Source organism: Janibacter melonis (genome assembly GCF_020567375.1).
Lineage (GTDB): Bacteria > Actinomycetota > Actinomycetes > Actinomycetales > Dermatophilaceae > Marihabitans > Marihabitans melonis.
In genome coordinates this window covers 322,546-345,262 of record NZ_JAJBZM010000003.1, presented here as the reverse complement: position 1 = coordinate 345,262, position 22,717 = coordinate 322,546, and the positions used below count along the sequence as shown (strand labels likewise).

General features: G+C 73.6%; 22 protein-coding genes. 5 read left to right on the top strand and 17 right to left on the bottom strand.

Annotated elements, in window-relative coordinates; genetic code table 11:
• Positions 1–41: 41 nt before the first annotated feature.
• The 12 genes from LIV55_RS13775 to glmS all read right to left on the bottom strand — a co-directional run bounded on the left by LIV55_RS13775 (position 42) and on the right by glmS (position 12,923).
• Positions 42–953 carry a glycine betaine ABC transporter substrate-binding protein gene (locus LIV55_RS13775; protein ID WP_229300630.1) on the bottom strand — a complete coding sequence of 304 codons (912 nt, stop codon included), beginning with the start codon at positions 951–953 and terminating at the stop codon, positions 42–44.
• Between the two features lie 47 nt (positions 954–1,000).
• Entirely contained in the window at positions 1,001–1,891 is an 891-nt protein-coding gene (locus tag LIV55_RS13770; protein ID WP_229300628.1) for an ABC transporter permease, read from the bottom strand.
• On the bottom strand, positions 1,888–3,126 hold the full coding sequence (locus tag LIV55_RS13765) for a quaternary amine ABC transporter ATP-binding protein (protein ID WP_229300626.1): 1,239 nt from the start codon (positions 3,124–3,126) through the stop codon (positions 1,888–1,890). Before LIV55_RS13765 ends, LIV55_RS13770 begins: the two co-directional genes overlap by 4 nt.
• 332 nt (positions 3,127–3,458) lie before the next feature.
• Positions 3,459–4,550, bottom strand: coding sequence for a tRNA (adenosine(37)-N6)-threonylcarbamoyltransferase complex transferase subunit TsaD (gene tsaD / locus LIV55_RS13760; RefSeq protein ID WP_068273258.1), 1,092 nt, complete (start codon positions 4,548–4,550; stop codon positions 3,459–3,461).
• The gene (rimI, locus tag LIV55_RS13755) at positions 4,547–5,041 is read right to left on the bottom strand and encodes a ribosomal protein S18-alanine N-acetyltransferase (protein ID WP_229300624.1); all 495 of its coding nucleotides are present in this window, start codon (positions 5,039–5,041) and stop codon (positions 4,547–4,549) included. The genes tsaD and rimI overlap by 4 nt, the downstream gene beginning before the upstream one ends.
• Positions 5,038–5,781 (bottom strand): tRNA (adenosine(37)-N6)-threonylcarbamoyltransferase complex dimerization subunit type 1 TsaB, encoded by a 744-nt coding sequence (tsaB, locus tag LIV55_RS13750; protein ID WP_308012917.1) that lies wholly within the window; start codon positions 5,779–5,781, stop codon positions 5,038–5,040. The genes rimI and tsaB overlap by 4 nt, the downstream gene beginning before the upstream one ends.
• Positions 5,781–6,263 carry a tRNA (adenosine(37)-N6)-threonylcarbamoyltransferase complex ATPase subunit type 1 TsaE gene (gene tsaE, locus LIV55_RS13745; protein WP_191563961.1) on the bottom strand — a complete coding sequence of 161 codons (483 nt, stop codon included), beginning with the start codon at positions 6,261–6,263 and terminating at the stop codon, positions 5,781–5,783. Before tsaE ends, tsaB begins: the two co-directional genes overlap by 1 nt.
• Positions 6,260–7,387, bottom strand: coding sequence for an alpha/beta fold hydrolase (locus tag LIV55_RS13740; protein ID WP_229300622.1), 1,128 nt, complete (start codon positions 7,385–7,387; stop codon positions 6,260–6,262). Before LIV55_RS13740 ends, tsaE begins: the two co-directional genes overlap by 4 nt.
• A complete protein-coding gene (gene alr, locus LIV55_RS13735) occupies positions 7,387–8,580 on the bottom strand; it encodes an alanine racemase (protein ID WP_229300620.1) in 1,194 nt (397 codons plus the stop codon). The genes LIV55_RS13740 and alr overlap by 1 nt, the downstream gene beginning before the upstream one ends.
• A gap of 47 nt (positions 8,581–8,627) precedes the next feature.
• Entirely contained in the window at positions 8,628–9,458 is an 831-nt protein-coding gene (locus LIV55_RS13730; protein WP_229300619.1) for a GNAT family N-acetyltransferase, read from the bottom strand.
• Positions 9,455–10,924, bottom strand: coding sequence for a bifunctional ADP-dependent NAD(P)H-hydrate dehydratase/NAD(P)H-hydrate epimerase (locus tag LIV55_RS13725; RefSeq protein ID WP_229300617.1), 1,470 nt, complete (start codon positions 10,922–10,924; stop codon positions 9,455–9,457). Before LIV55_RS13725 ends, LIV55_RS13730 begins: the two co-directional genes overlap by 4 nt.
• 139 nt (positions 10,925–11,063) lie before the next feature.
• On the bottom strand, positions 11,064–12,923 hold the full coding sequence (gene glmS, locus LIV55_RS13720; RefSeq protein ID WP_123091215.1) for a glutamine--fructose-6-phosphate transaminase (isomerizing): 1,860 nt from the start codon (positions 12,921–12,923) through the stop codon (positions 11,064–11,066).
• Positions 12,924–13,043: 120 nt separating this feature from the next.
• Between glmS and coaA the strand changes: the two genes are divergently transcribed.
• A complete protein-coding gene (gene coaA, locus LIV55_RS13715) occupies positions 13,044–13,991 on the top strand; it encodes a type I pantothenate kinase (RefSeq protein ID WP_224766887.1) in 948 nt (315 codons plus the stop codon).
• Between the two features lie 62 nt (positions 13,992–14,053).
• Here coaA and LIV55_RS13710 read toward each other — a convergent pair whose 3' ends face one another.
• Positions 14,054–14,941 carry a LysR family transcriptional regulator gene (locus tag LIV55_RS13710; protein WP_229300615.1) on the bottom strand — a complete coding sequence of 296 codons (888 nt, stop codon included), beginning with the start codon at positions 14,939–14,941 and terminating at the stop codon, positions 14,054–14,056.
• 95 nt (positions 14,942–15,036) lie between these two features.
• Between LIV55_RS13710 and LIV55_RS13705 the strand changes: the two genes are divergently transcribed.
• The gene (locus LIV55_RS13705; protein ID WP_229300613.1) at positions 15,037–16,056 is read left to right on the top strand and encodes a YeiH family protein; all 1,020 of its coding nucleotides are present in this window, start codon (positions 15,037–15,039) and stop codon (positions 16,054–16,056) included.
• 93 nt (positions 16,057–16,149) lie between these two features.
• Here LIV55_RS13705 and LIV55_RS13700 read toward each other — a convergent pair whose 3' ends face one another.
• The 3 genes from LIV55_RS13700 to LIV55_RS13690 form a co-directional block, all read right to left on the bottom strand.
• Positions 16,150–16,902 (bottom strand): aggregation-promoting factor C-terminal-like domain-containing protein, encoded by a 753-nt coding sequence (locus tag LIV55_RS13700; protein WP_229300611.1) that lies wholly within the window; start codon positions 16,900–16,902, stop codon positions 16,150–16,152.
• Positions 16,903–17,037: 135 nt separating this feature from the next.
• Complete coding sequence (gene phoH2 / locus LIV55_RS13695; protein ID WP_123091562.1) at positions 17,038–18,396, bottom strand: RNA 5'-3' helicase PhoH2; 1,359 nt, start codon at positions 18,394–18,396, stop codon at positions 17,038–17,040.
• Positions 18,397–18,722: 326 nt separating this feature from the next.
• On the bottom strand, positions 18,723–19,478 hold the full coding sequence (locus LIV55_RS13690) for an isoprenyl transferase (protein WP_068273231.1): 756 nt from the start codon (positions 19,476–19,478) through the stop codon (positions 18,723–18,725).
• A 156-nt stretch (positions 19,479–19,634) separates the two neighbouring features.
• On the opposite strand from LIV55_RS13690, the gene trhA reads away from it, so the two are divergent.
• A complete protein-coding gene (gene trhA, locus LIV55_RS13685) occupies positions 19,635–20,360 on the top strand; it encodes a PAQR family membrane homeostasis protein TrhA (RefSeq protein ID WP_123091219.1) in 726 nt (241 codons plus the stop codon).
• Positions 20,361–20,533: 173 nt separating this feature from the next.
• On the opposite strand, the gene mca is transcribed toward trhA, so the two are convergent.
• Positions 20,534–21,457 carry a mycothiol conjugate amidase Mca gene (mca, locus tag LIV55_RS13680; RefSeq protein ID WP_229300982.1) on the bottom strand — a complete coding sequence of 308 codons (924 nt, stop codon included), beginning with the start codon at positions 21,455–21,457 and terminating at the stop codon, positions 20,534–20,536.
• Between the two features lie 77 nt (positions 21,458–21,534).
• Between mca and LIV55_RS13675 the strand changes: the two genes are divergently transcribed.
• Together LIV55_RS13675 and greA are read left to right on the top strand one after the other, a co-directional pair.
• Positions 21,535–21,915: a DUF4307 domain-containing protein gene (locus tag LIV55_RS13675; RefSeq protein ID WP_229300609.1), complete on the top strand. Its 381-nt coding sequence runs from the start codon at positions 21,535–21,537 to the stop codon at positions 21,913–21,915.
• A gap of 162 nt (positions 21,916–22,077) precedes the next feature.
• Positions 22,078–22,569 (top strand): transcription elongation factor GreA, encoded by a 492-nt coding sequence (gene greA / locus LIV55_RS13670; RefSeq protein ID WP_068273224.1) that lies wholly within the window; start codon positions 22,078–22,080, stop codon positions 22,567–22,569.
• The last annotated feature ends 148 nt before the right edge of the window (positions 22,570–22,717 follow it).

Here is a 22,717-nt window from a genome sequence, read left to right as displayed (position 1 = left end):
ACCCGCCCGCCCCTGCTGGGCGGGTCGGCGTCCGGACCTGCTTACTCGTCCTCGGTGAGGAGCGTGTCGAAGGCGTCGGCGTTCTCCTCGATCCAGGAGTCGACCGCCTCGGCCTCCTTGCCCTCGCCGAACTCGTTGACGACCTTGTCCTCGAGGGAGCCGTACTGCTCGTCGTCGAGCGCGATCCCCTCGATGAGCTCCGCGGCCTCGGGGAACTCCTCGGCGAAGCCCTTCGTGCCGAGGAAGTGCAGGCCCTCCTTGTCGCCGAGCGCGCCCTTGGGGTCCTCGAGGTCGCGCATGGAGAACTCGCTGTTGGCCCAGAAGGGGCGCCACAGGGTGACGACGATCTCGTCCTCGCCGCGGGCGGCCTTCTTCAGCTCGCCGAGCATGCCGGCGGTCGAGGAGGTGATGAGCTCGAAGTCGCCGTCGAGGCCGTACTGCGGGATGACCTGCTCCTTCGTCGCCTTCGTCAGGCCGGCGCCGGGCTCGATGCCGATGATCTTGCCGTCGAGCTCGTCGGCGTGGTCCGGCAGGTCCTCGATGGACCGGATCTTGCTGTACTCGGGGACCGCGAGGGTGAGGACCGCGTTGTCGTAGTAGGCACCGAGGTCCTCGATGTCGTCGCCGTACTGGTCCATGTAGGACTTGTGGGTCACCTCGGGCCAGGCCGAGGGGTACATGTCGACGTCCCCCTCGGAGAGAGCCGTGTACAGCGGGGCGGCCTCGGTGAGGGTCTGCATCTCGACGTCGTAGCCGAGCTTCTCCAGCTGGTCCTCGAGCAGGTACGCGGTGCTCAGGCCGTCGGTCCACGAGGGGATGTAGCCCAGCGTGATCGTGCCCTTGCCGCCACCCGAGGCGGAGGACTCCTCGTCGCTGCCGCAGGCGGCGAGCGTGAGGCCCAGCGCGGTGGCGCAGGCGGCGGCGGTGATCGTGCGGGTGTGGCGAGAGGTCATGTGATCTCTCCTTCCTGCGGCGTCGTCGGAGTGACGCCGCTGTGAGGTCAGGGGGTGCGCGCGAGCCGGCGGCGCAGCACGGCGCGCAACGACCCCGGGTACTGGCCCGGGTCGCCCAGCGCGGCGGTGAGGCGGTCGAGGAAGATCGCGAGGACGACGACACCGAGACCGGCCTCGACGCCCTGGGGGATGTTCAGGCTGGCGATCGAGGAGACGACCTCCTTGCCGAGCCCGTCGGCACCGACGAAGCCGGCGATGACCGCCATCGACAGGGCGAGCATGATCACCTGGTTGACGCCGGCCATGATCGTCGGGGTCGCGAGCGGCATCTGGATGCCGCGCAGGATCTGCCGGGGCGTCGCCCCGAAGGCGTGACCGGCCTCCACCGTCTCGGCGTCGACCTGCCGGATCCCGAGCTCGGTGAAGCGCACGCCCGGGGGCAGCGCGAAGATCACCGTGGCGAAGAGCCCTGGCACGACGCCGACGCTGAAGAAGATGATCGCGGGGATGAGGTAGACGAAGGCGGGCATGGTCTGCATGAGGTCGAGCAGGGGTCTGACGACCGCGCTCACCCGTGAGCTCCGCGCGGAGGCGATGCCGAGCGGGACCGCCACGAGCACGGCGACGAGGGTCGCGACGAGCACGAGCGCGAGGGTGAGCATCGCGTTCTCCCACTGCCGCATCGAGACGACGAGCGCGAAGGAGAGGACGGTGCCCAGCGCGAGCTGCCACGAGCGCACGGCCCAGGCGAGGAGGGCGAAGACGGCGATCGTCACGAGCGCCGGCGGTGCCAGCAGGACGTCGGTGAGCAGCTGGATGACCCAGCCCATGCCGTCGCTCATCGCGTCGAAGACGGGGTCGAGGTGGTCGGTGAGCCAGTCCAGACCCGCGCTGGCCCACTCGCCGACCTCGATCCGCGGGAAGGTGTCCTCGGTCATCGGGCCTCCTGCGTGACGAGCGCGTGGCGCTCGACGTCGTCGGTGCCGGCGTCGAGGTCGGGCGTGCCACCGGCCGCGAGCAGGGTCACGAGCGGGACGGTGCCGAGCACGCGCTCGTCCTCGTCGAGCACGACGACCGGGCCGCGACGCTGCGACGCCGTCGTGTACATGTCGGCCAGGAGAGCGCCCGGGCCGACGACGGAGACCTGCGAGGGGTCGACGACGGGCAGACGCTCGGAGCGGTCGCGCACGGCGGCGGCGACGGCGTCGTCCTCGACGAGACCGAGGAAGCGTCGGTCGCGACCCTGCACGACGAGCCAGCGCATCTGGCCCTCGCGCATGAGCTTCTGCGCGGCGAGCGGGCCGGAGTCGGCCCCGAGCACCGCTGCGGGCGACTCCATGACGTCGGCGGCGGTGAGGACCCGGCTGCGGTCGACGTCCTGGACGAAACGGGCCACGTAGTTGTTCACCGGGTCGTTGAGGATCTGCTGCGCGGTGCCGATCTGCTCGATCCGCCCGTCGCGCATCATCGCAACCCGGTCGCCGAGGCGCATCGCCTCGTTGAGGTCGTGGGTGATGAAGAGGATGGTCTTGTCCAGGCGCTGCTGGAGGTCGACGAGCTGGTCCTGCATGCCACGTCGGATGAGCGGGTCGAGCGCGCTGAAGGCCTCGTCCATGAGCAGGATGTCGGTGCCCGCGGCGAGGGCCCGGGCCAGGCCGACCCGCTGGCGCATGCCGCCGGAGAGCTCTCCGGGCGCGTACCCGCCCCACCCGCCGAGGTCGACCATCGCCAGCGCCTCCTCGGCGCGGCGCTCACGGTCGGCTCGGTTCATGCCCTGGATCTCGAGCGCGTAGGCGGCGTTCTCGCCGACGGTGCGGTGCGGCAGCAGCGCGAAGTGCTGGAAGACCATGCTGACCTTCTCGCGACGCACCCGGCGCAGCGCCTCCCCCCTCGCCCGGGTGACGTCGACGTCACCGATGGTCACGGTCCCGGCGGTCGGGTCGAGCAGCCCGTTGACCATGCGGATGAGGGTCGACTTGCCCGAGCCGGACAGACCCATGACGACGAAGATCTCGCCGGGGTCGACCTCGAAGTCGGCGTCGACCACCGCGGCGGTCAGCCCCAGCTCCTCCTTCACGTGGTCTCGGGTCGCGCCCTTCTGCAGGGCGGACACACCCCTCTCGGGGCGTTTGCCGAACACCTTGTACAGGTGGCTGACGCTGATCGCGCTCACAGGTCTCCTCGGACCGGGGACAGATGGACACGGTCACCCAGGCGCCGACGGACATGGTGAGGCGACGACAACGGCGCGCCCACAGGCCGACGGTCGCGCGCTCCTCGAGCTCGTCGGGCGGCCGCTGCTCGTCCACCAGACCACGACCGTCAACGATCATTCAAGACGAAGTAAAGACATCGTGACCCGGACGAGACCTTCGGCCCCCACCCGTCGTAGCCCCCTGCTACCCCTCCGTACTGGTCGTGATCACCCCACCTACGGCGTGGTAGGCGGGGGCGTCGCCGAGTGCGAAGGGGGCCGGCGCGGCGGGTGCGAAGGGGGCGGCGGCCTCAGTGGGCGTGGTCGTGGTCGACGTGCACCGGCAGCCCGGACTGCACGTCGGTCACCGGCATCGAGGAGTCCGCGGGGAGCGAGAGGTCGCTCGCCGGGCGGCCCTTGATCATCATCTGCGCGCCGAGGCTGGCGACCATGGCGCCGTTGTCGGTGCACAGCCCCGGGCGCGGGATGCGCAGCTCGATGCCGGCCGCGTCGCAGCGCTCCTGGGCCATCGCGCGCAGCCGCGAGTTGGCGGCGACACCTCCGCCGACCTGCAGCGCGGCGACGTCGTGCTCGGTGCACGCGAGGACGGCCTTGCGGGTGAGCACGTCGACGACCGCCTCCTGGAAGGACGCGGCGACGTCGGGCACGGAGATCGCGACGCCGTCGGCGCGCTGGTGCTCGACCCACCGCGAGACGGCGGTCTTGAGCCCCGAGAAGGAGAAGTCGAAGCGGTGGCGCTGCATGTCGCGACCGGTCGTCAGCCCGCGGGGGAAGTCGATGACGACCTGCCCGTCGCGCGCGGCCCGGTCGACGTGCGGCCCGCCGGGGAAGGGCAGCCCGAGCACCCGCGCGACCTTGTCGAAGGCCTCGCCGGCCGCGTCGTCGATCGTCGACCCGAGGCTGCGGATGTCGTGAGTGACGTCGGGGACGAGCAGCAGCGAGGAGTGCCCGCCCGAGACGAGCATCGCGAGGGTCGGCTCGGGCAACGGCCCGTGCTCGACGATGTCGACGGCGACGTGGCTGGCGAGGTGGTTGACCCCGTACAACGGGATGCCGAGGGCGACGGACAGGGCCTTCGCCGAGGCGACGCCGACCATGAGCGCGCCGGCCAGACCGGGCCCGGAGGTCACGGAGATGCCGTCGAGGTCTTGCAGGCGCACACCGGCCTGCGCGCACGCGCGCTCGAGGGTCGGGACCATCGCCTCGAGATGGGCGCGGCTGGCGACCTCGGGCACGACGCCGCCGAAGCGGGCGTGCTCCTCGACCGAGCTGGCGATCGCGTCGACGAGCAGCTCCTCGCCGCAGACGATCCCGATGCCGGTCTCGTCGCACGAGGTCTCGATGCCGAGGACGAGCGGGGTGGAGGTGGTGGGCGGGGTCATCGGCTCTCCGGTCCGTCGGGCGGCGAAGGGGTGGCGAGGTCGAGCCCGAGGACGAGCGCGTCGACTCCCCCGGGGTAGTAGCCGCGTCGGGTGCTCAGCAGCCTCATCCCGGCGGCCTCGTACATGGCACGGGCCGCGACGTTGTCGGCGCGCACCTCGAGCAGCAGGCGGGCGGCGCCCCCGGCCCGCGCCCGGGCGACGAGCTCGTCGAGCAGCGACCGACCGAGCCCGCGGCGGCGGCCGCGCGGCGCGACGGCGATCGTCATGACGTCACCCACCTCGCCGCCGCGGTCCAGGCCGGCGTAGCCGAGCACGCCCTCGTCGTCCTCGACGATGACGTAGTCGCGCCGCGGACGCGCGGCGAGCTCGCCCCACCAGGACTGCTCGGACCACGCGTCGTCGGGGTAGATCTGCTGCTCGAGCGCGGCGAGCGCGGGGATGTCTCGCCACCCGACCGCGCGCCACGTCGGCGTCGTCGCGGTCGCGCTCACTGCTGGGTCGCCCCCGCGGGTCCGGCGGAGGGGGTGCCGGGCGTCTGCTCGTCCTGGCGCTGGGCGCCGATCGCCGAGCGTGGCACCGACGGGGTGGCGTCGGGGCGGCGGAGGTACAGCGGGTCGGTGGGCTGGTCGAGACCGAGGCGGTGGCGGGCCAGGGCGACCCCGCCGAGCGCTGCGGCGGAGACGTCGAGCGGGCCGTCGGCGTTCGCCAGCGCCTCGGGGTAGAGCGAGGGACCACGACCGGCGGTGGGCAGGACGCGCTCGCCCTCGGGCAGGTCGACGGCGCGGCTGACGATCGGACCGCGCGTCAGCTGCCAGGGCAGCGCGCTCTCGTCGCCCGCGGCCTGCGCGTAGACGCTCGCGTAGACCTCCTTGCGTCGGGCGTCGGTCGCGACGAGCAGCGGGCCCCGCCCCCCGGCGAGGTACCACTCGTGGGCGATCGCGTCGTGCGAGGGGACCCCGAGGACGGGCACCGAGCGGGCGAGGGCGAAGGTCCGCGCGGTGACGATGCCGACCCGCAGGCTCGTGAAGGGGCCGGGCCCGGTGCCGACGGCGACGAGCTCGACGTCGGCCGGCGTCGCGCCGGCGACGGCGAGCCCCCGCTGCACGAGCGGCGCGAGGAGCTCGGTCGTGCCCCGGGGGTCGACGACGTGCTCCTGCGCGAGCAGGCCGCCGTCGAGGTCGAGCAGGGCGACGGCGACGGCCGAGGTCGAGGTGTCGAGCGCGAGGAGCATCAGACCTCCGCGGTGAGGGATCGGACGAGGGCGTCGGCGGGCGCGCCGGCCCACCGGCCACGGCCGGTGAGGGTCAGCGTGCGCGCCTCGGTCTCGGGGTCGGCGGCGAGGGTGATCTCGAGACGGTCCTCGCTGAGGTCCTCGACGAGCCCGCTGCCCCACTCGACGACGGTGACGCTGTCGGTGAGGTCGGTGTCGAGGTCGAGGTCGTCGAGCTCGGCGGCCCCCCCGAGCCGGTAGGCGTCGACGTGCACGAGGGCCGGCCCGCCGACGAGGCTCGGGTGCACACGGGCGATGACGAAGGTCGGCGAGGTGATCGGCCCGCGCACGCCCACCCCGTCGGCCAGGCCCTGGGTCATCGTCGTCTTGCCGGCGCCGAGGCCGCCGGTGAGCACGACGAGGTCGCCGGCACGCAGCGCCTCGCCGAGGCGTCGGCCGGCCTCTCGGGTGCTCTGCGGGGTCGGCAGCGAGATCGAGGTCATGCGCTCGCCCCGACGCCCGCCCCGGTGTCGCGCACCTCGGCCCCCGCGGCGGAGCGGCCGCTGCGGGCCCGCGCGGCGACGCCACGCTCGACGAGCGCGAGCAGCTCGCTCGTCACGACGTCGGGCCGCTCCATCGGCAGGAGATGACCCGCGCCGGGCACGACGACGTGCACGCTCTGCGGCACGAGGTCGACGATGGCCTCGCTGTGCGAGGGAGGAGTCAGCTGGTCACGGCTGCCGCCGAGCACGAGCACCTCGGTGCGCGCCAGCCCGGGGAGCGCGTCGCGGACGTCGAGCTCGTCGAGCTGGGGCAGGAAGGCCGCGATCGTCGCCAGCGGGGTCGAGAAGATGACGTCGGAGAAGTACGACAGCGTCTCGTCGTCGGCCCTCTCGCCGAAGCCGTAGCGCTGGACCGCCGTGCGCTCGGCGTCACGACCGACGCGCCGCAGACCGCCCCAGACGCCGTCGCGCGAACCGAGCCGGCGCAGCAGGCCCGGGCCGAGGCGCACGACGAGGCCGTCGAGCAGGGGCCCGAAGCCGACGCTCACGAGTCCGCCGCCGCCCGCGCTCGTCGACACCAGCCCGACCGCGCGCACCCGCTCCTCGACGAGCGCGGGCTGCTGCTGGGCCAGGCTCATGATCGTCATGCCGCCCATGGAGTGCCCGACGAGCACGACCGGGCCGCTCGGCACGACGGCCTCCAGGACGCTGCGCAGGTCGCGGCCGAGCTGCTCGATCGTGCAGTCCGAGAGGTCGCCCTGCCCGGACAGCCCGTGGTTGCGCTGGTCGTAGGTGACGACGCGGTAGCCCTCGAGCACGAGGCGCCGGCGCTGGTGCGCCCACGTCGTGAGGTCGATCGTGAATCCGTGGACGAGGACGACGGTGGGACGACCGCGGCGGGTCGACCCCTTCGGCTCGTCGACCTCGACGTGCAGGACGGTGCCGTCGGTCGCGAGGACCGACTCGACCCGACCGGGGGTGAAGCCCCACGGGTGGGTGCCGTCGGGGTGCGAGGTGCGGACCGGGCCGTGGCCACGGCGAGCGGCGATCGCCCCGGCGCCCGCGGCGATGACACCGGCGCCCAGCGAGGCCCCGAGCGCGGTCTTCGTGCGTCGCGAGGCCATCACGACCGCTCCCCCGAGCCGGCCCCGCCGAGGTAGACGCGCGGCACGCGGGCCCCGATGCGGGTGACCACCTCGTAGTTGATCGTGCCGGCCGCCTCCGCCCAGTCCTGCGCGGTCGGCTCGCCGTCGACGCCGCGACCGAGGAGCACGACCTCGTCACCGGGCTGCGCGTCGCTGCCCGGGCCGAGGTCGACGACGACCTGGTCCATGCACACGCGTCCGGCGATGCGCAGACGGTCTCCCCCGACCTGGATCGGGCCGGCGTTGCCCGCGTGGCGGGGGATGCCGTCGGAGTAGCCGAGCGGCACGAGGCCGAGGCGGGTCGCCCGCGAGGTCGTGTACTCGTGGCCGTAGGAGACGCCCTGGCCGGCCGGGGCGTCCTTGACCGACACGAGGCGGGCGGTCAGCCGCATCGCCTCGCGCAGCCCGAAGTCCTCGGGCGACCCGAGGTCGGGCACCGGCGACAGCCCGTAGACCGCCAGACCAGGACGGACGAGGTCGAAGGCGGCGGAGGGGTTGGTGAGGGTCGCCGCGGAGTTCGCGAGATGACGAAGGGGGATCCGCAGCCCGAGCCGCTCGGCCCGCGCGCACGTCGTCTCGAAGACCTCCTGCTGCACGCGCACCGTCGGGTGCTCGGGGGCGTCCGCCCAGGCGAAGTGCGACCAGATGCCCTCGACCTCGACGACCTGCTCGGCCGCGAGCTCGGCCGCCCGGCGCAGGACGTGCTCGAGGTCCCCGCCCCACGACCCGCCGCGGCCCAGGCCGGTGTCGACCTTGAGGTGGGTGCGGGCGGTCAGGCCGGTCTCGCGAGCGGCACCGGCGATCGCCTCGAGCGCCCACGGGGAGCCGGCGGACAGGGTGATGCCCGCCCGGACCGCCTCGGTGAGGTCGTCGCCCGGGGCGAAGAGCCAGGTGAGCAGCGGCGCGTCGACACCGGCGCGGCGCAGCCCGAGGGCCTCCGCGAGCTGGGCGACGGCGAGGTAGCGCGCCCCGCCGGCGAGCGCGGCCCGGGCCGAGGGGACGAGGCCGTGGCCGTAGGCGTCGGCCTTGACGACGGCCATGACGCCGGCCTGGCCGGCCCGGCGGTCGAGCTCGACGACGTTGTCGCGGATCGCGTCGAGGTCGACGCTCACGCGGCTCGTGCCGAGGTAGGGCGGGGCTGACGAGGTGGGCTCGAGCGGGGCGGTGGACATGGTCGTCCCATCCTAGGTCGGCCGCCCCGGGCGACCGCGCAGGCTGCTCAGCGGGTCCGGCGCCACTCGTAGGGGGTCGTCGTCGTCACCCGCACGAGGCCCGAGCGCTCGAGGATGGGCCGGGACCCCTCGGTCGAGTCCGAGTGGATCCAGCGCACGCCGCGCCGCATCGCCGAGCGGGCCCGCTCGGCGGTGAGCGCCCGGTAGACGCCCTGGCGGCGCCACTGCGGCAGGGTGGCCCCGCCCCAGATGCCGGCGACCCCGGAGTCACCCACCGGCTCGAGCCGGCCGCACGAGATGACCTGCCCGTCGTGCTCGGCGACCCACATCTCGAGGTCGTCGCGCCCCGACATCACCCGTCGCACGATCTCGTCGGCGATCCGGCGCGCGTCCTGCGGCGAGCTGTCGAAGACGGCAGCCGCGCACGCCTCGGCCGCGCGCAGCCCCCCTTCGTCCTCGACCCGACGGATGGTCACGCCGTGCGGCAGCGGCAGGTCGAGCGCGAGCGCGCTCGCCGCGCCGATCATCACCGACTCGACCTCCTGCGGCTGCAGGCCGTGCGCGCGCAGCGCCTCGTCGAGGCCCGGGGCCTCGTCGTGGCCCCGGGTCTTCCACTCGACGACGTCGACCGCCGGGTCGTCGAGGAGCGGGCGCACGACCCGCGCGACGAGGTCGGCGACGCCGTCGGCGTCGAGACCGCCGAGGTCGCGGTAGGTGACGAAGCCGCGTTCGGCGCCGTAGCGCCCGACGAGGACGGGACCGACCCGCTCGACGCTGTCGGCGGAGAGCACCTCGCCCTCGGCACGCAGGTGCTCGTCGTAGAGCGCGAGGAGCGCGGCCCGGTCGGGGGTGGCGGCGGCGAAGGGGGTGTCGGTCACCCCGGCGATGCTGCCAGGAGGCGCGCGAGGGTTCGACCGATTTCTTCGGCGACGGCGAGGGCCCGGACGGGGCCGCCGCCGCTCGCGTCGTGCGCAGCCTCGCCGTGGACGAGCGCGCCGAGGGCGCCGGCGGTCGCGGGGTCGAGCCCGGCGGCGAGCAGGGTGCCGACGAGACCGGTGAGGACGTCGCCGGAGCCGGCCGTCGCGAGCCAGGCCGGGGCGCTGGACTGGACGAGGACCGGACCGCTCGGGGGCACGACGAGGGTGCTCGCGCCCTTGAGCAGGACGGTGGCGCCGGTGAGCTCGCCGATCCGCCGGGCGTGCGTCACCGGGTCGGCCTCGACGTCGGCCCGCTCGACCTCGCCGCCCCCGAGCCGCGAGAGCAGCCGGGCGGCCTCGCCGGCGTGGGGGGTGAGCAGGGTCGGGGCGTCGCGGACCCCGGTGACGAGGTCGAGACCGCCGGCGTCGAGGAGGACCGGCAGATCGGAGTCGAGGGCCTCCCGCGCGACGTCGAGCTGAGCCTTGGCCCCCTTCGCCCGGGACGCGACGTCGAGACCGGGGCCGATCGCCCAGGCCTGCACCCGGCCGGTCCCGTGGGTGGCCTCGGGCACGGCGGCGCGCACGAGGGCCTCGGGCTCGGGGGTGCCGACGTAGCGCAGCATCCCCACGCCCGCGGTGACCGCCGCCGTCGCGGAGAGCACCGCCGCCCCGGTGTAGGACTCGCCGCCGGCGACGAGCCCGAGGACGCCGCGGGAGTACTTGTCGTCGCCGCGCTGCGGGACCGGCCACAGGGCCGCGACGTCGTCGGGGTCGAGCGAGGTGACGGCCGGCTCGCCGGGCGCCCGGACACCGATGTCGATGACCGTGAGCAGGCCGGTCGTCGACTCGGTGGGCGGCAGCAGGTGCACCGGCTTCGACGCGACGAAGGTCACCGTCTCGTCGGCGAAGACCGCGTCGGGCACGACCGGCCCGCCGTCGACCGGCTGCCCGGAGGGGGCGTCGACGGCGATGACGTAGGCGCCGGGGTAGATCGCGTCGACCCAGTGCCGGGCGAAGAGCGGGACCCCCGGGCGCCCCCCGAGGCCCGTGATGCCGTCGAGGACGACGTGCGCGGCGGAGATCGTCGCGAGCGCCTCGGGACCGTCACCCGCGTGGAGCTGTGCGCCGGCGGCGGCCGCGGCGTCGGCGGCCTCCTGCTGGGCCGCCACCGCGGTGGTGTCGTGGACGACCGCGGCGACGTCGAGCCCCTTCTTCGCGAGCCGGTGCACGGCCCACAGGGCGTCGGCGCCGTTGTTGCCGGGGCCGACGAGCGCGACGACGCGCTGGCCGCCCTGCTCGCGCAGCCGGTGGCGGGCCACCTTCGCCAGCGCCTTCGCGGCACGGCGCATGAGCTCGCCGGACTCGAGGAGCTCGAGCTCCCCCTGCTCGGCGGCGCGGACCTGGTCGGCTCGGTATCCGTGGATCACCCCGCCGACGCTATCCCCCTTCGCCCCGTGCGACCGCCCCCCGCCCCGACGCGACCGGCCCCGCTGCGACGCGAGCTACCACGCAGTACTGGTCGTCATCGTGACCAGTACTGCGTGGTAGCTCGCGGCAGAGCCCGCGTCACTCGACGGTGACGGACTTCGCGAGGTTGCGCGGCTGGTCGACGTCGAGGCCCTTGGCCGTCGACAGGTGCAGGGCGAAGACCTGCAGCGGGATGACCGTGAGCAGCGGCTGGAGCAACGGCGAGGTCTTCGGCACCCGGATCACCTCGTCGGCGAAGGGCACGACGTCCTCGTCGCCCTCCTCCGCGATGACGAGCGTGCGCGCCCCGCGCGCCCGGATCTCCTGGATGTTGGAGACGACCTTCTTGTGCAGGCCGTGCGGGGTGTCCGGGCCGGGCACGACGACGAAGACCGGCTGGCCGGGCTCGATGAGCGCGATCGGGCCGTGCTTGAGCTCACCGGCCGCGAAGCCCTCGGCGTGGATGTAGGCGAGCTCCTTGAGCTTGAGCGCGCCCTCCATGGCGATCGGGTAGCCGACGTGGCGCCCGAGGAAGAGCACCGAGCGGGAGTCGGCCATGAAGCGCGCGATCTCCTCGACGCGGTCGGTCGACGCGAGCAGGGTCTCGATGTGCTCGGGCATCTCGTGCAGCTCGGCCATGACCTGCTTCGCGTCGTCCGCGTAGGTCTGGCCGCGCAGCTGGGCGAGGTAGAGGCCGAGGACGTAGCAGGCGGTGATCTGGGCGACGAAGGCCTTCGTCGACGCCACGGCGATCTCCGGGCCGGCGTGCGTGTAGAGCACGGCGTCGGAGCCGCGCGGGATCGTGCTGCCATGGGTGTTGCAGATCGAGATCGTGCGGGCCCCGAGGTCCTTGGCGTGCTTGACCGCCATGAGGGTGTCCATCGTCTCGCCGGACTGGCTGATCGACACGACGAGGGTGCGGGCGTCGACGATCGGGTCGCAGTAGCGGAACTCGTGGGCCAGCGAGACCTCGACCGGGATCCGGGTCCAGTGCTCGATGGCGTACTTCGCGACCATGCCCGCGTAGGCGGCGGTGCCGCAGGCGACGACGTAGATCCGGTTGACCTCGCGCAGCTCCTCCTCGGAGATGCGCAGCTCGTCGAGGACGAGCCGTCCGTCCTCGTCGGTGCGACCGAGCAGCGTGTCGCGCACGGCGGCCGGCTGGTCGTGGATCTCCTTCTCCATGAAGGTCTCGTAGCCACCCTTCTCGGCGGCCGCGGCGTCCCACGTGACCTCGTAGTCCTTGCCCTGCGCGGGCGTGCCGTCGAAGCCGACGATCGAGTAGCCCTGCGGGGTGATCGTGACGATCTGGTCCTGCTCGAGCTCGACGGCGTGCTTCGTGTAGCCGATGAAGGCCGCGACGTCGGAGCCGAGGAAGTTCTCGCCCTCGCCGACACCGACGACGAGCGGGCTGTTGCGGCGGGCGGCGACGACCGTGTCGGCGTCGTCGGCGTGCACGGCGAGGAGGGTGAAGGCGCCCTCGAGCCGGTTGACCACGTCACGCATGGCCTCGGTGAGGTCACCTGTGGCGGCGAAGGCACGGGCCAGCAGGTGGGCGGAGACCTCGGTGTCGGTCTCGGAGGTGAAGGTGACGCCCTCGGCGAGCAGCTCGTTCTTCAGCGCGTGGAAGTTCTCGATGATGCCGTTGTGCACGACGGCGAGCTTGCCGTCGGGACCGCCGCGGTGCGGGTGCGCGTTGGCGTCGGTCGGGCCGCCGTGGGTGGCCCAGCGGGTGTGCCCGATCGCGGTGCGCGACGTCGGCACCGTCGCGCCCTCGAGGGCGGCGGTGAGGTTGGCGAGCTTGCCGGCGCGCTTGGCGGTGAAGACCTCGTCCTGCGACACGAGCGCCACGCCCGCGGAGTCGTACCCGCGGTACTCGAGGCGCGCGAGCCCCTCCATGACGACGCCGAGCGCCTTGCCGTCGGTGTCCGGGCCGACATATCCCACGATTCCACACATGGGCCGAAGCGTATCTGCCACGGCCCGAAGGGGTCTCATCACGACGCGCGGGCGTGACGCGCCGCCGTGCCGACGCGGCCGGTCAGCCGTCCCGGCCCGCCGGTGGGGCACACTGACCGCGTGTCACCGGCGCCCGTCCCCTCCCCGTATGTCGAGCTCGACCGACGCGACTGGGCGCGACTTCGCGAGAACCACCCGCTGAGCCTCGACGAGGCCGACCTCGCCCGGCTGCGCGGGCTCGGCGACCCGATCGACCTCGAGGAGGTCGAGGAGGTCTACCTCCCCCTGTCGCGGCTGCTCACCTTCTACGTCTCGGCGACGACCCGGCTGCACCGCATCACCTCGACCTTCCTCGGCGAGCGCCCCCCTCAGTCCCCCTTCGTCATCGGCGTCGCCGGCTCGGTCGCCGTCGGCAAGTCGACGACCGCCCGCATCCTGCGCGAGCTCATGCGCCGCTGGCCCGACACCCCGCACGTCGAGCTCATCACGACCGACGGCTTCCTGCTGCCCAACGCCGAGCTCGAGCGGCGAGGCCTGCTGCAGCGCAAGGGCTTCCCCGAGTCCTACGACCGACGCGCGCTGCTGCGCTTCATGGCCTCGGTCAAGGCCGGTCACCGCGAGGTCCGCGCCCCCGTCTACTCGCACCTCACCTACGACATCGTCCCCGGCGAGCACGTCGTCGTGCGCCAGCCCGAGGTGCTCGTCGTCGAGGGGCTCAACGTCCTGCAGCCCCCCATGGCGCGCGGCGACGGCCGGCCCGGCATGGCCGTCTCGGACTACTTCGACTTCTCGGTCTACGTCGACGCGCACGTCGAGGACATCCGGGCCTGGTACGTCGAGCGCTTCCTGCACCTGCGCGAGACCGCCTTCGCCGACCCGGCGAGCTACTTCCACCGCTACGCGGCCCTGTCCGACGACGAGGCCCGCGAGCGCGCGCTGCAGATCTTCCGCGACATCAACGAGCCCAACCTCGTCGACAACGTCCTGCCGACGCGCAGCCGGGCCACCCTCGTGCTGTCCAAGGACCGCGAGCACCAGGTCCGTCGGATCCGCCTGCGCAAGCTCTGAGGACGGGCGAAGGGGGGACCCGGCCCCGTCGGGTCCGCGTCCGCTAATCGGCCGGTCGCGGGCTAGACCGCGGCCGCGAGGACCGAGGCGACCATGCCCGTCGGGCGGCGCGAGCCGGTCCACACGGCGCGCAGCTCGCGGGTGAGGTCGACGCCGTCGACGCGCACCTCGACGAGCTCGCCGCTCGCGAGCAGCCCGGCGACCGCGAGCTCGCTGAGCACCGCGGGCGACTGCGCCGACAGGGCGGCGATGCGCACGGCCGTGCTCGTCGTCAGCTCGAGCGCGGGCCGCACCGCGAGGCCGTGCTGCCCCAGGGCGTCCTCGAGCGCGACCCGCGTGCCCGACCCGGCCTCGCGGACGAGCAGCGCGGTGGCGGCGAGCTCCGAGGCCGTGACCGGCAGGCGACGTCGTCGCGCCCACGGGTGCCCCGGAGCCACGACGACGACGAGCCGGTCGCTCGCGACGACCGTGCTGTGCAGCCCGCTCGGCACCCGCCCGTCCTCGACGAAGCCGATGTCGGCCTCGCCGCCGCGGACCGCACGGGCCACCTCCGTGGAGTTCGCCGCGACGAGGGCGACCTCGACGTCGGGATGGGCGGTGCGCAGCGGCACGAGCCACCGCGGCAGGAGGTACTCCGCGATCGTCATGCTCGCGGCGACGGTGACGGCGCTGCGGCCCGACACGAGGGTGCGCTGGGCGTCGGAGAAGCGGGCCGCCGCGGCGAGCAGGTCACGTGCCCAGTCCACGACGAGAGCGCCCTGCGCGGTGAGCACGGTCCCGGACGGCGTGCGCTGCAGCAGGGTGACCCCGGTCCGGCGCTCGAGGCGCAGCAGCGAGCGGCTCGCGCTCGGCTGACCGGTGCCCACCGCGGCGGCGGCCGCGCCGATGCTGCCCGTCTCCGCGACGGCGACGAGCAGCTCGAGCACGGCGAGGTCGGGCCAGGTGGTCACGCTGCCACCGTAGCCCTCGCCCATGCCCCGTGGGCATGGGTCCATGGCGGACGGGGGCCTGGCGCTCCCCCGGCGACGAGACGAGCGTGGGGTGCATGACCCAGGCAGTGCTCGTCCCGGACCGCGCGCCGACCGACCCCCGTCACCGCACCGGTGCCGGGCCCGGCCTCCTGCTGGCCCTGTCGGTCGCGCTCCTCGCGCACGGCCTGCACGCCACGGTGCCGGCGGCGCACCCGTCGCTCGTGGCCGTCGCCGTCGGCGGGGCCGCCGGGCTCGGCGGTCTCGTCCCCCGTATCGCCGCCCCCGGGGTCGCCGTCGCGGGCCGCACGGTGCTGCGCTGGGCGGTCGTGCTCCTCGGGCTGCAGCTCCCGCTCGCCGAGGTCGCCGGCCTGGGCCCCGGCGTGCTCGTCCTCGCCGCCGTCGTCGTGACCGGCGGCGTCGTGGGCACCCTGGCGATGGGTCGCGCGCTCGGGGTGCCTCCGGGGATGCGCCTGCTCCTCGCGTGCGGCTTCTCCATCTGCGGCGCGGCCGCCGTCGCCGGCGTGCGCGATCTCGCCGACGCCGACGACGAGGAGGTCTCAGCGGCCGTCGCGCTCGTCGTCGTCCTCGGCACCACGACGATGCTGCTCCTCCCCCTCGGCCTCGCCCTCACCCCGCTCGACGTCCGGACCCGCGGCGTCGTCGTCGGCGCGTCGGTCCACGAGGTCGCCCAGGTCGTCGTCGCCGGGGGCCTCGTCGGCGGCGCCGGCCTCGGGGCCGCCGTGGTCGCCAAGCTCGCCCGGGTCGTCCTCCTCGCGCCGACGCTGCTCACTCTGCGCCTGACGACCGCACGGCGGGGCGCCGCGGACGCGGCCCGCCCGCCGCTGCTGCCGTGGTTCGTCGTCGGCTTCCTCGTCCTGGCCGCCGGGCGCAGCCTCCTCGACGTGCCACCGCCCGCCCTCGCCGTCGCCGGCGAGGTCCAGGGCGTGGCCATGGCGGCCGCGATGTTCGCCCTCGGCTGCGGCCTGCGGCGCGAGACCCTGCGCCGGGTCGGGACCCGTCCGGTGCTCCTCGCCGTCCTCGCGACGCTGCTCGTCCTCGCCCTCGCGCTCACCGGCGCCCTGCTCCTGGGGTGACACCCGGCGCCCCCGGGCACGACGAAGGGGGACCGCTCGGCGGTCCCCCTTCGTCAGCTTCGAGCCGGGCTCGGTGCCGGCTGCGAGCCGGTCTCAGTACCAGTGCGGGTCGTTGTTGCTCCAGAACTGGTAGGCCGCGCAGGGCGAGCCGTAGGCGTCCTTGATGTACTTCATGCCCCAGCGCATCTGCGTCTCGGGGTTCGTGCGCCAGTCCGGGCCGGCGGTCGCCATCTTCTCGGCGGGCAGGGACTGCGGGATGCCGTAGGCGCCCGAGCTCGCGTTCGTCGCGTCCCACTCGAAGTCGCTCTCACCGATCCACAGGGACTGCAGGCAGCCCCACTGGTCGTCGGAGAAGCCGTGGTCGCGCATGATCTCGATCGCGTAGGGCTTGGGGTTGGCCTGGACCGCCTTGAGCCGGTCGGTCTTGGCCTTCGCGGCGGCCTTGCGCTTGGCGAGCGCCTTCTGCGCGGCGGCCTTCTTCTTCGCCGCAGCCTGCTCCTTGGCCTTCTTCGCCTCGGCGATCCGCTCCTGCTCGCGGCTCTCGCTGCGGCTGGCGGCCGCGGAGCGGCGCTCGTCGGCGAGGCGCTGGGCGTCGACCGACCCGGTGCTGTCGGTGAGCGCGGTGAAGGCGTCGCCCACGGGGGCGGCGCGCCCGGTGAGGGCGACGTCGGACTGCGGCGCGGCGGTGGCCGGTGTCTCACCGGTGCCGACGGCTGCGCCGACCGAGGCGATGAGGGCGACGGCGATGCCCGACCCGACGACGGGTCGCTTCATCGCGGCGGCCGACGGCATGCGCCGACCGCGGGTGCGCGTCACTCCGTGCCGCGGGGTGTAGTCCGTGCTCAACAGGTCCTCCCTCATGCAGCGACCACCCGCGCTCGCGGGTGGTCGGCTGCCGTGCCGGTGGGCGTCCTCGTCGTGCGGGACGCTCCGTTACCGTTTCGAGACCTTACCGTCAGCCCCGGGGAGGACTCAAATCGGCTAGAGCTCGCCCCCTTCGAGCAGGTCCGTCACGAGCGCGGCGATCGGGCTGCGCTCGCTGCGGGTGAGGGTGACGTGCGCGAAGAGGGGGTGGCCCTTGAGCCGCTCGATGACCGCGGCGACCCCGTCGTGACGCCCGACCCGCAGGTTGTCGCGCTGGGCGACGTCGTGGGTGAGGACGATCTTGCTGTTCTGACCGATGCGCGACATCACGGTGAGCAGGACGTTGCGCTCGAGGCTCTGCGCCTCGTCGACGACGACGAAGGCGTCGTGGAGCGAGCGCCCCCGGATGTGCGTGAGCGGCAGGACCTCGAGCATCTCGCGGTCGATGATCTCCTCGACGACCTCGCGCGAGACGAGCGCGCCGAGGGTGTCGTAGACCGCCTGGGCCCACGGACCCATCTTCTCGTCGCCGGAGCCGGGCAGATAGCCCAGGTCCTGCCCCCCGACGGCGTACAGCGGGCGGAAGACGACGACCTTGCGGTGCTGACGGCGCTCCATGACCGCCTCGAGGCCCGCGCACAGCGCGAGCGCGCTCTTGCCGGTGCCGGCGCGCCCGCCGAGGCTGACGATGCCGACGTCGGGGTCGAGGAGGAGGTCGAGGGCGATCCGCTGCTCCGCGCTGCGGCCGTGCAGCCCGAAGGCGTCACGGTCGCCGCGCACGAGGCGGACCTGGCGGTCGGCGGTGACCCGCCCGAGCGCTCCCCCGCGTGGCGAGATGAGCCGCAAGCCGGTGTGGCACGGCAGGTCGCCGAGGTCGTCGTGGCTCATCCGGCCGTGCTCGAAGAGCTCGTCGACCTGCTCGACCGTCACGTCGAGGTCGGTGATGCCGGTGAAGCCCGAGTCGATGACCGACTGCTCGGCGCGGTACTCCTGGGCGTCGAGACCCAGAGCCGAGGCCTTGACCCGCATCGGCAGGTCCTTGCTGACGACGGTGACGCGACCGCCGTGCACCGACAGGTCCTGCGCAACGGCGAGGATGCGCGTGTCGTTGTCACCGAGGCGGAAGCCCGCGGGCAGCACCCCAGGGTCGGCGTCGCCGAGCTCGACCCGCAGCGTGCCGCCGTCGTCGCCGACGGGGATCGGTGCGTCGAGACCGCCGGCCTCGACCCGCAGGTCGTCGAGCAGGCGCAGCGCGGTGCGGGCGAAGTAGCCGAGCTCGGGGTGGTGGCGCTTGGCCTCGAGCTCGGTGATGACGACGACCGGGAGGACGACGTCGTGCTCCTTGAAGCGCAGCAGCGCCCGCGGGTCGGACAGGAGCACGGAGGTGTCGAGCACGTAGGTGCGGGTGGCCTCGTCCTGGTCGGGGAGCGGGACCGGGTCAGCCGCGAGGCGCTCGGACGGGGCGAGGTGGGTCATCATGGCCACTGCGATCTCCTCCGCACGCTCGCGCCGACCGGCGCCAGCGCGCCGTCAGTATCGGTGCGAGTGCCGGGACCGGGCCGCGGGCTGGAGCCGGGGCCGGGTCCGGCCCCGTCCTCGAAGCGAGTGCTCCATCGAAGGCCTCCCGGACGGGTCCCGCGGGAGTGCGGTGCCCGTCAGTCGTGACAGTAGGTCGAGGACCTCGGCGACCGACCCCACGACACGGGCGTGTCGCGAAGTTCACCGGGTGCTGACGCGGGGTTCACGAAGGGGGTCGCCCCACCCGTCCCACGGGGCTCACGCGCCCCGTGCGCACCACCGGGTCAGGACCCGAAACGGCGCTGGCGCTCCCCGTAGGCGCGCAGCGCGCGCAGGAAGTCGACCTTGCGGAAGTCGGGCCAGTAGGCCTCGCAGAAGTAGAACTCGCTGTGGGCGCTCTGCCACAGCAGGAAGCCCGAGAGCCGCTGCTCCCCGGACGTGCGGATGACGAGGTCGGGGTCGGGCTGGCCGGCCGTGTAGAGATGGTCGGCGATCGTCTCGGTGGTCACCGAGCGAGCGACGTCCTCGAGGCTCTCGCCGCGCTCGGCGGCCCGGCGCAGCATCTCGCGGACCGCGTCGGCGATCTCCTGGCGACCGCCGTAGCCGACGGCGACGTTGACGTGCAGGCCCTCGACGTCGGCGGTCTGCTCGGCGGCCCGGCGCAGGGCCGCGGCGGTCTCGACGGGCAGGAGGTCGAGCGCGCCGGCCGGGTGGACCCGCCAGCGGGCGCTCGCGGCGATGTCGCCGACGACCCCCTCGATGATCCGCAGCAGCGGCTGCAGCTCGTCCTGCGAGCGCGTGAGGTTGTCGGTGGAGAGCAGCCACAGCGTGACGACCTCGACACCGGCCTCCTCGCACCACTGGAGGAAGTTGGCGATGTTCGCCGCCCCCGCCCGGTGGCCGTCGTCGGTGCGGGCGCCGCGGGCCCGGGCGAAGCGACGGTTGCCGTCGACGATCATCCCGACGTGGCGGGGCACCCCGACACGAGCGACCTCCTTGGCGAGGCGGGCCTCGTAGGCGGCGTAGAGGGGATTGCGCACCCGCTCTCGCCTCCCTTCGTGGTCGATGACGCGAGCCTCGCGCGGACCGGGTCAACCTATCGCGCGGCTCCTCGACGCCGTCGCCGCCTCCCCTGCCGACGTGCTGCCCGTCCCACGGGCCAGCCGCCTCACAGCCAGGTCCGATACCGTCTCCCCATGACCTTCGACGGCGAGCTGCGCGGACGCGCGCAGGAGATGGCCCGTGACGTCTCCGAGCACGTCGACGAGATCGTCGACGCGGTCAAGCCGCACCTGCGCGGCTGGCTCCACCTCGTCATGGCGCCGCTGGCGCTCGTCGGCGGGATGATCCTCATGACGACCGCCCCGACGATGCAGGGCCGGGTCGCGGCCTTCGTCTTCACCATCACCGCGGGCCTGCTCTTCACGACCTCCGCGGTCTACCACCGCGGTCGCTGGTCGACGAAGGTCGGCGCGGTGCTGCGCCGCTGGGACCACGCGAACATCTTCCTCATCATCGCGGGCAGCTACACGCCCTTCGCGATGTTGCTCCCACGCGACCAGGCGATCACCCTGCTGAGCATCGTGTGGTCCGGCGCGATCCTCGGCGTGCTCTTCCGCGTCTTCTGGATCGGCGCCCCTCGCTGGCTCTACGTGCCGGTCTACATGGCGCTGGGGTGGGTCGCCGTCTTCTACATCGGCCCGCTGCTCACCCACGGCGGGGTGCTCATCATGAGCCTCATCATCACCGGCGGGCTGCTCTACACCCTCGGTGCCGTCGTGTACGGCCTCAAGCGGCCCAACCCGTCACCGCGGTGGTTCGGGTTCCACGAGATCTTCCACGCCTTCACCATCCTCGCCTTCGTCGCCCACTTCGCGGCGGCGGCGCTGGCCCTCTACGGGCCGGTCGCCCAGGGCGCCTGAGACCTCCCTCTCGGCGCGACGCCCGCGCTCCTGGGCCTGACGGTCCGCCTCGGCCAGCCGCATCCGGCGCAGCCGCGTGAACATGCTGCGCATGAGCAGCCACAGCCCGACGGCGAGGAAGAAGAAGGCCACGAAGGCCCACCAGCCGGGGCCGACCTCGGTGCTCGGAGAGCTCATCGCCAGTCCTTCACGGTCGGCTCCGCGCGGTCGTCGCGCAGGAGGGTCGGACGGCCCGTCGCGAGCTCGTCGGCGCGCTGCGGGTCGATGCCCGCGAAGAGGTCGTCCTCGGTGTCGTCGGTCGGCACGTACGACATCGCGAGCTCGAAGTCGTCGGTCGGCCACACCTCGGCCTGGATGTCGTTGGTCACCGCGAAGAAGCTGCCCCCGGGGTCGACCTGCGTCGCGTGGGCGCGCAGCGCGTCGTCTCGCACGTCGAAGTACTCCGACGCGGGCACACGCGTGGTGATCCGCCGGTCGGGCCGGTCCTCCCAGCGCGCGAGCCAGTCGGCGAAGGGGGACTCCATCCCCCGGTCGAGCAGCGCGCGGTGGTAGGTCTGCAGACGCTCGCGGTGGAAGCCGGCGTTGTAGTACATCTTCAGCGGCTGCCACGGCTCGCCCGCGTGCGGGTAGCGCTCGGGGTCGCCGGCGGCGAGGAAGGCCTCGACGGAGACCCGGTTGGTCATGATGTGGTCCGGGTGGGGGTAGCCGCCGTTCTCGTCGTACGTCGTCAGCACGTGCGGGCGGAAGCGACGGATCTCTCGCACGAGCGCCTCGACCGGGGCGTCGAGCTCCTCGAGCGCGAAGCAGCCGGCGGGCAGCGGAGGACGCGGGTCGCCCTCGGGCAGACCGGAGTCGACGAAGCCCAGCCACGTGTGCTCGCAGCCGAGGATCGCCTGGGCACGGGCCATCTCGTCGCGACGCACCTGGGCGAGGTCACGGGTGATGTGGGGGTTGTCCTTGAGCGCGGGGTTGAGCACGTCGCCGCGCTCTCCGCCGGTGCACGACACGACGAGCACGCGGTGCCCCTCGGCGACGTACTTCGCAGTGGTCGCGGCACCCTTGCTCGACTCGTCGTCGGGGTGGGCGTGCACGGCCATCAGGCGCAGTGGTTCCACTCTTCACTTCCTCGGTTTGGGACGATGGTCTCGATTCTCTCACCACCAGGAGCCCCCGCATGAGCACCGCCCCCGTCGACACCCCCGCCCAGCAGGGGCGCTCGCCCCGCTTCTGGTGGGTGCTCGGCAGCGTCCTCGTCGCGGCGAGCGTCGCCCTCGTCGTGTGGTTCGGCCTGTCGGGGACGAAGGGGGCGGTGACCGCCACCGACGTCGCCTTCACCCGCGAGCCGCGCGAGGTGACGATGGTCTTCGACGTCGACCGCCCCGTCGGCACCGTCGTCACCTGCCACGTCAAGGCGCTCGACTCCGACTACGCCACCGTCGGGTCCACCGACGTGGAGATCCCGGCGAGCCACGAGCGCTCGACCCGCGAGAGCGTCGTCGTGCGCACGACGACGCAGGCGGTCACCGCGACCGTCGACGGCTGCCGACCCCTCTGAGCAGGCCCGACGGGCCGGGGGTACACCCCTTCGTGGCTGGGGTTGTCACCCCCGACGGGGTAAACTCGTGCGAATACCGAAGACGAGGTCTGGACCACGCGGTCCAGACCTTCGTGCATACGGCCCCGGTGAGCGGGGTCATCGTGAGTGAGGAGCGAGACCGTGAGCGAGACCGCCACCACGGCGTCATACCTGACCAAGGACGCGTACGAGCGTCTCCAGGCCGAGCTGCGCGAGCTCTCCGGCCCGGGCCGGACCGAGATCGCCAAGCGCATCGAGGCGGCCCGCGAGGAGGGTGACCTCAAGGAGAACGGCGGCTACCACGCCGCCAAGGAGGAGCAGGGCAAGATGGAGGCCCGCATCCGCCAGCTCACCCAGATCCTCAACACCTCGGTCGTCGGCGAGGCCCCGGCGGACGACGGCGTCGTCGAGCCCGGCATGGTCGTCACCGTGCGCATGTTCGGCGACGAGGAGAAGTTCCTCCTCGGCTCGCGCGAGATCGCCGGCGACAGCGACCTCGACGTCTACTCCGAGCAGTCGCCGCTGGGCGCGGCCATCAACGGTAAGAAGGCCGGCGACACGGCGACCTACGAGGCGCCGAACGGCAAGAGCGTCGACGTCGAGATCGTGTCGGCCACGCCCTACGCGGGCTGAGACGAGCCCGGCCGCGCCGGGAGCGACGAAGGGGTGGGCCCCCCCCCGGGGGGGGGCCCCCCCGGGGGGGGGGCCCGCCCGGGGGGGGGCCCCCCCCCCGGCGGGGGCGCGCCCCCGGGGGGGGGCGGCGTCCGAGTCCCCCCCGGGG

Excerpts from the sequence above, each read along its gene's own strand:
- LIV55_RS13705 (WP_229300613.1), top strand. The coding sequence starts at position 15,037 with ATGACCCAGGCAGTGCTCGTCCCGGACCGCGCGCCGACCGACCCCCGT.
- tsaE (WP_191563961.1), bottom strand. The coding sequence starts at position 6,263 with ATGACCTCGATCTCGCTGCCGACCCCGCAGAGCACCCGAGAGGCCGGC.
- tsaD (WP_068273258.1), bottom strand. The coding sequence starts at position 4,550 with ATGACCCCGCCCACCACCTCCACCCCGCTCGTCCTCGGCATCGAGACC.
- LIV55_RS13675 (WP_229300609.1), top strand. The coding sequence starts at position 21,535 with ATGAGCACCGCCCCCGTCGACACCCCCGCCCAGCAGGGGCGCTCGCCC.
- glmS (WP_123091215.1), bottom strand. The coding sequence starts at position 12,923 with ATGTGTGGAATCGTGGGATATGTCGGCCCGGACACCGACGGCAAGGCG.
- trhA (WP_123091219.1), top strand. The coding sequence starts at position 19,635 with ATGACCTTCGACGGCGAGCTGCGCGGACGCGCGCAGGAGATGGCCCGT.
- LIV55_RS13740 (WP_229300622.1), bottom strand. The coding sequence starts at position 7,387 with ATGGCCTCGCGACGCACGAAGACCGCGCTCGGGGCCTCGCTGGGCGCC.
- alr (WP_229300620.1), bottom strand. The coding sequence starts at position 8,580 with ATGTCCACCGCCCCGCTCGAGCCCACCTCGTCAGCCCCGCCCTACCTC.
- mca (WP_229300982.1), bottom strand. The coding sequence starts at position 21,457 with ATGGCCGTGCACGCCCACCCCGACGACGAGTCGAGCAAGGGTGCCGCG.
- phoH2 (WP_123091562.1), bottom strand. The coding sequence starts at position 18,396 with ATGACCCACCTCGCCCCGTCCGAGCGCCTCGCGGCTGACCCGGTCCCG.
- LIV55_RS13770 (WP_229300628.1), bottom strand. The coding sequence starts at position 1,891 with ATGACCGAGGACACCTTCCCGCGGATCGAGGTCGGCGAGTGGGCCAGC.
- LIV55_RS13775 (WP_229300630.1), bottom strand. The coding sequence starts at position 953 with ATGACCTCTCGCCACACCCGCACGATCACCGCCGCCGCCTGCGCCACC.
- tsaB (WP_308012917.1), bottom strand. The coding sequence starts at position 5,781 with ATGCTCCTCGCGCTCGACACCTCGACCTCGGCCGTCGCCGTCGCCCTG.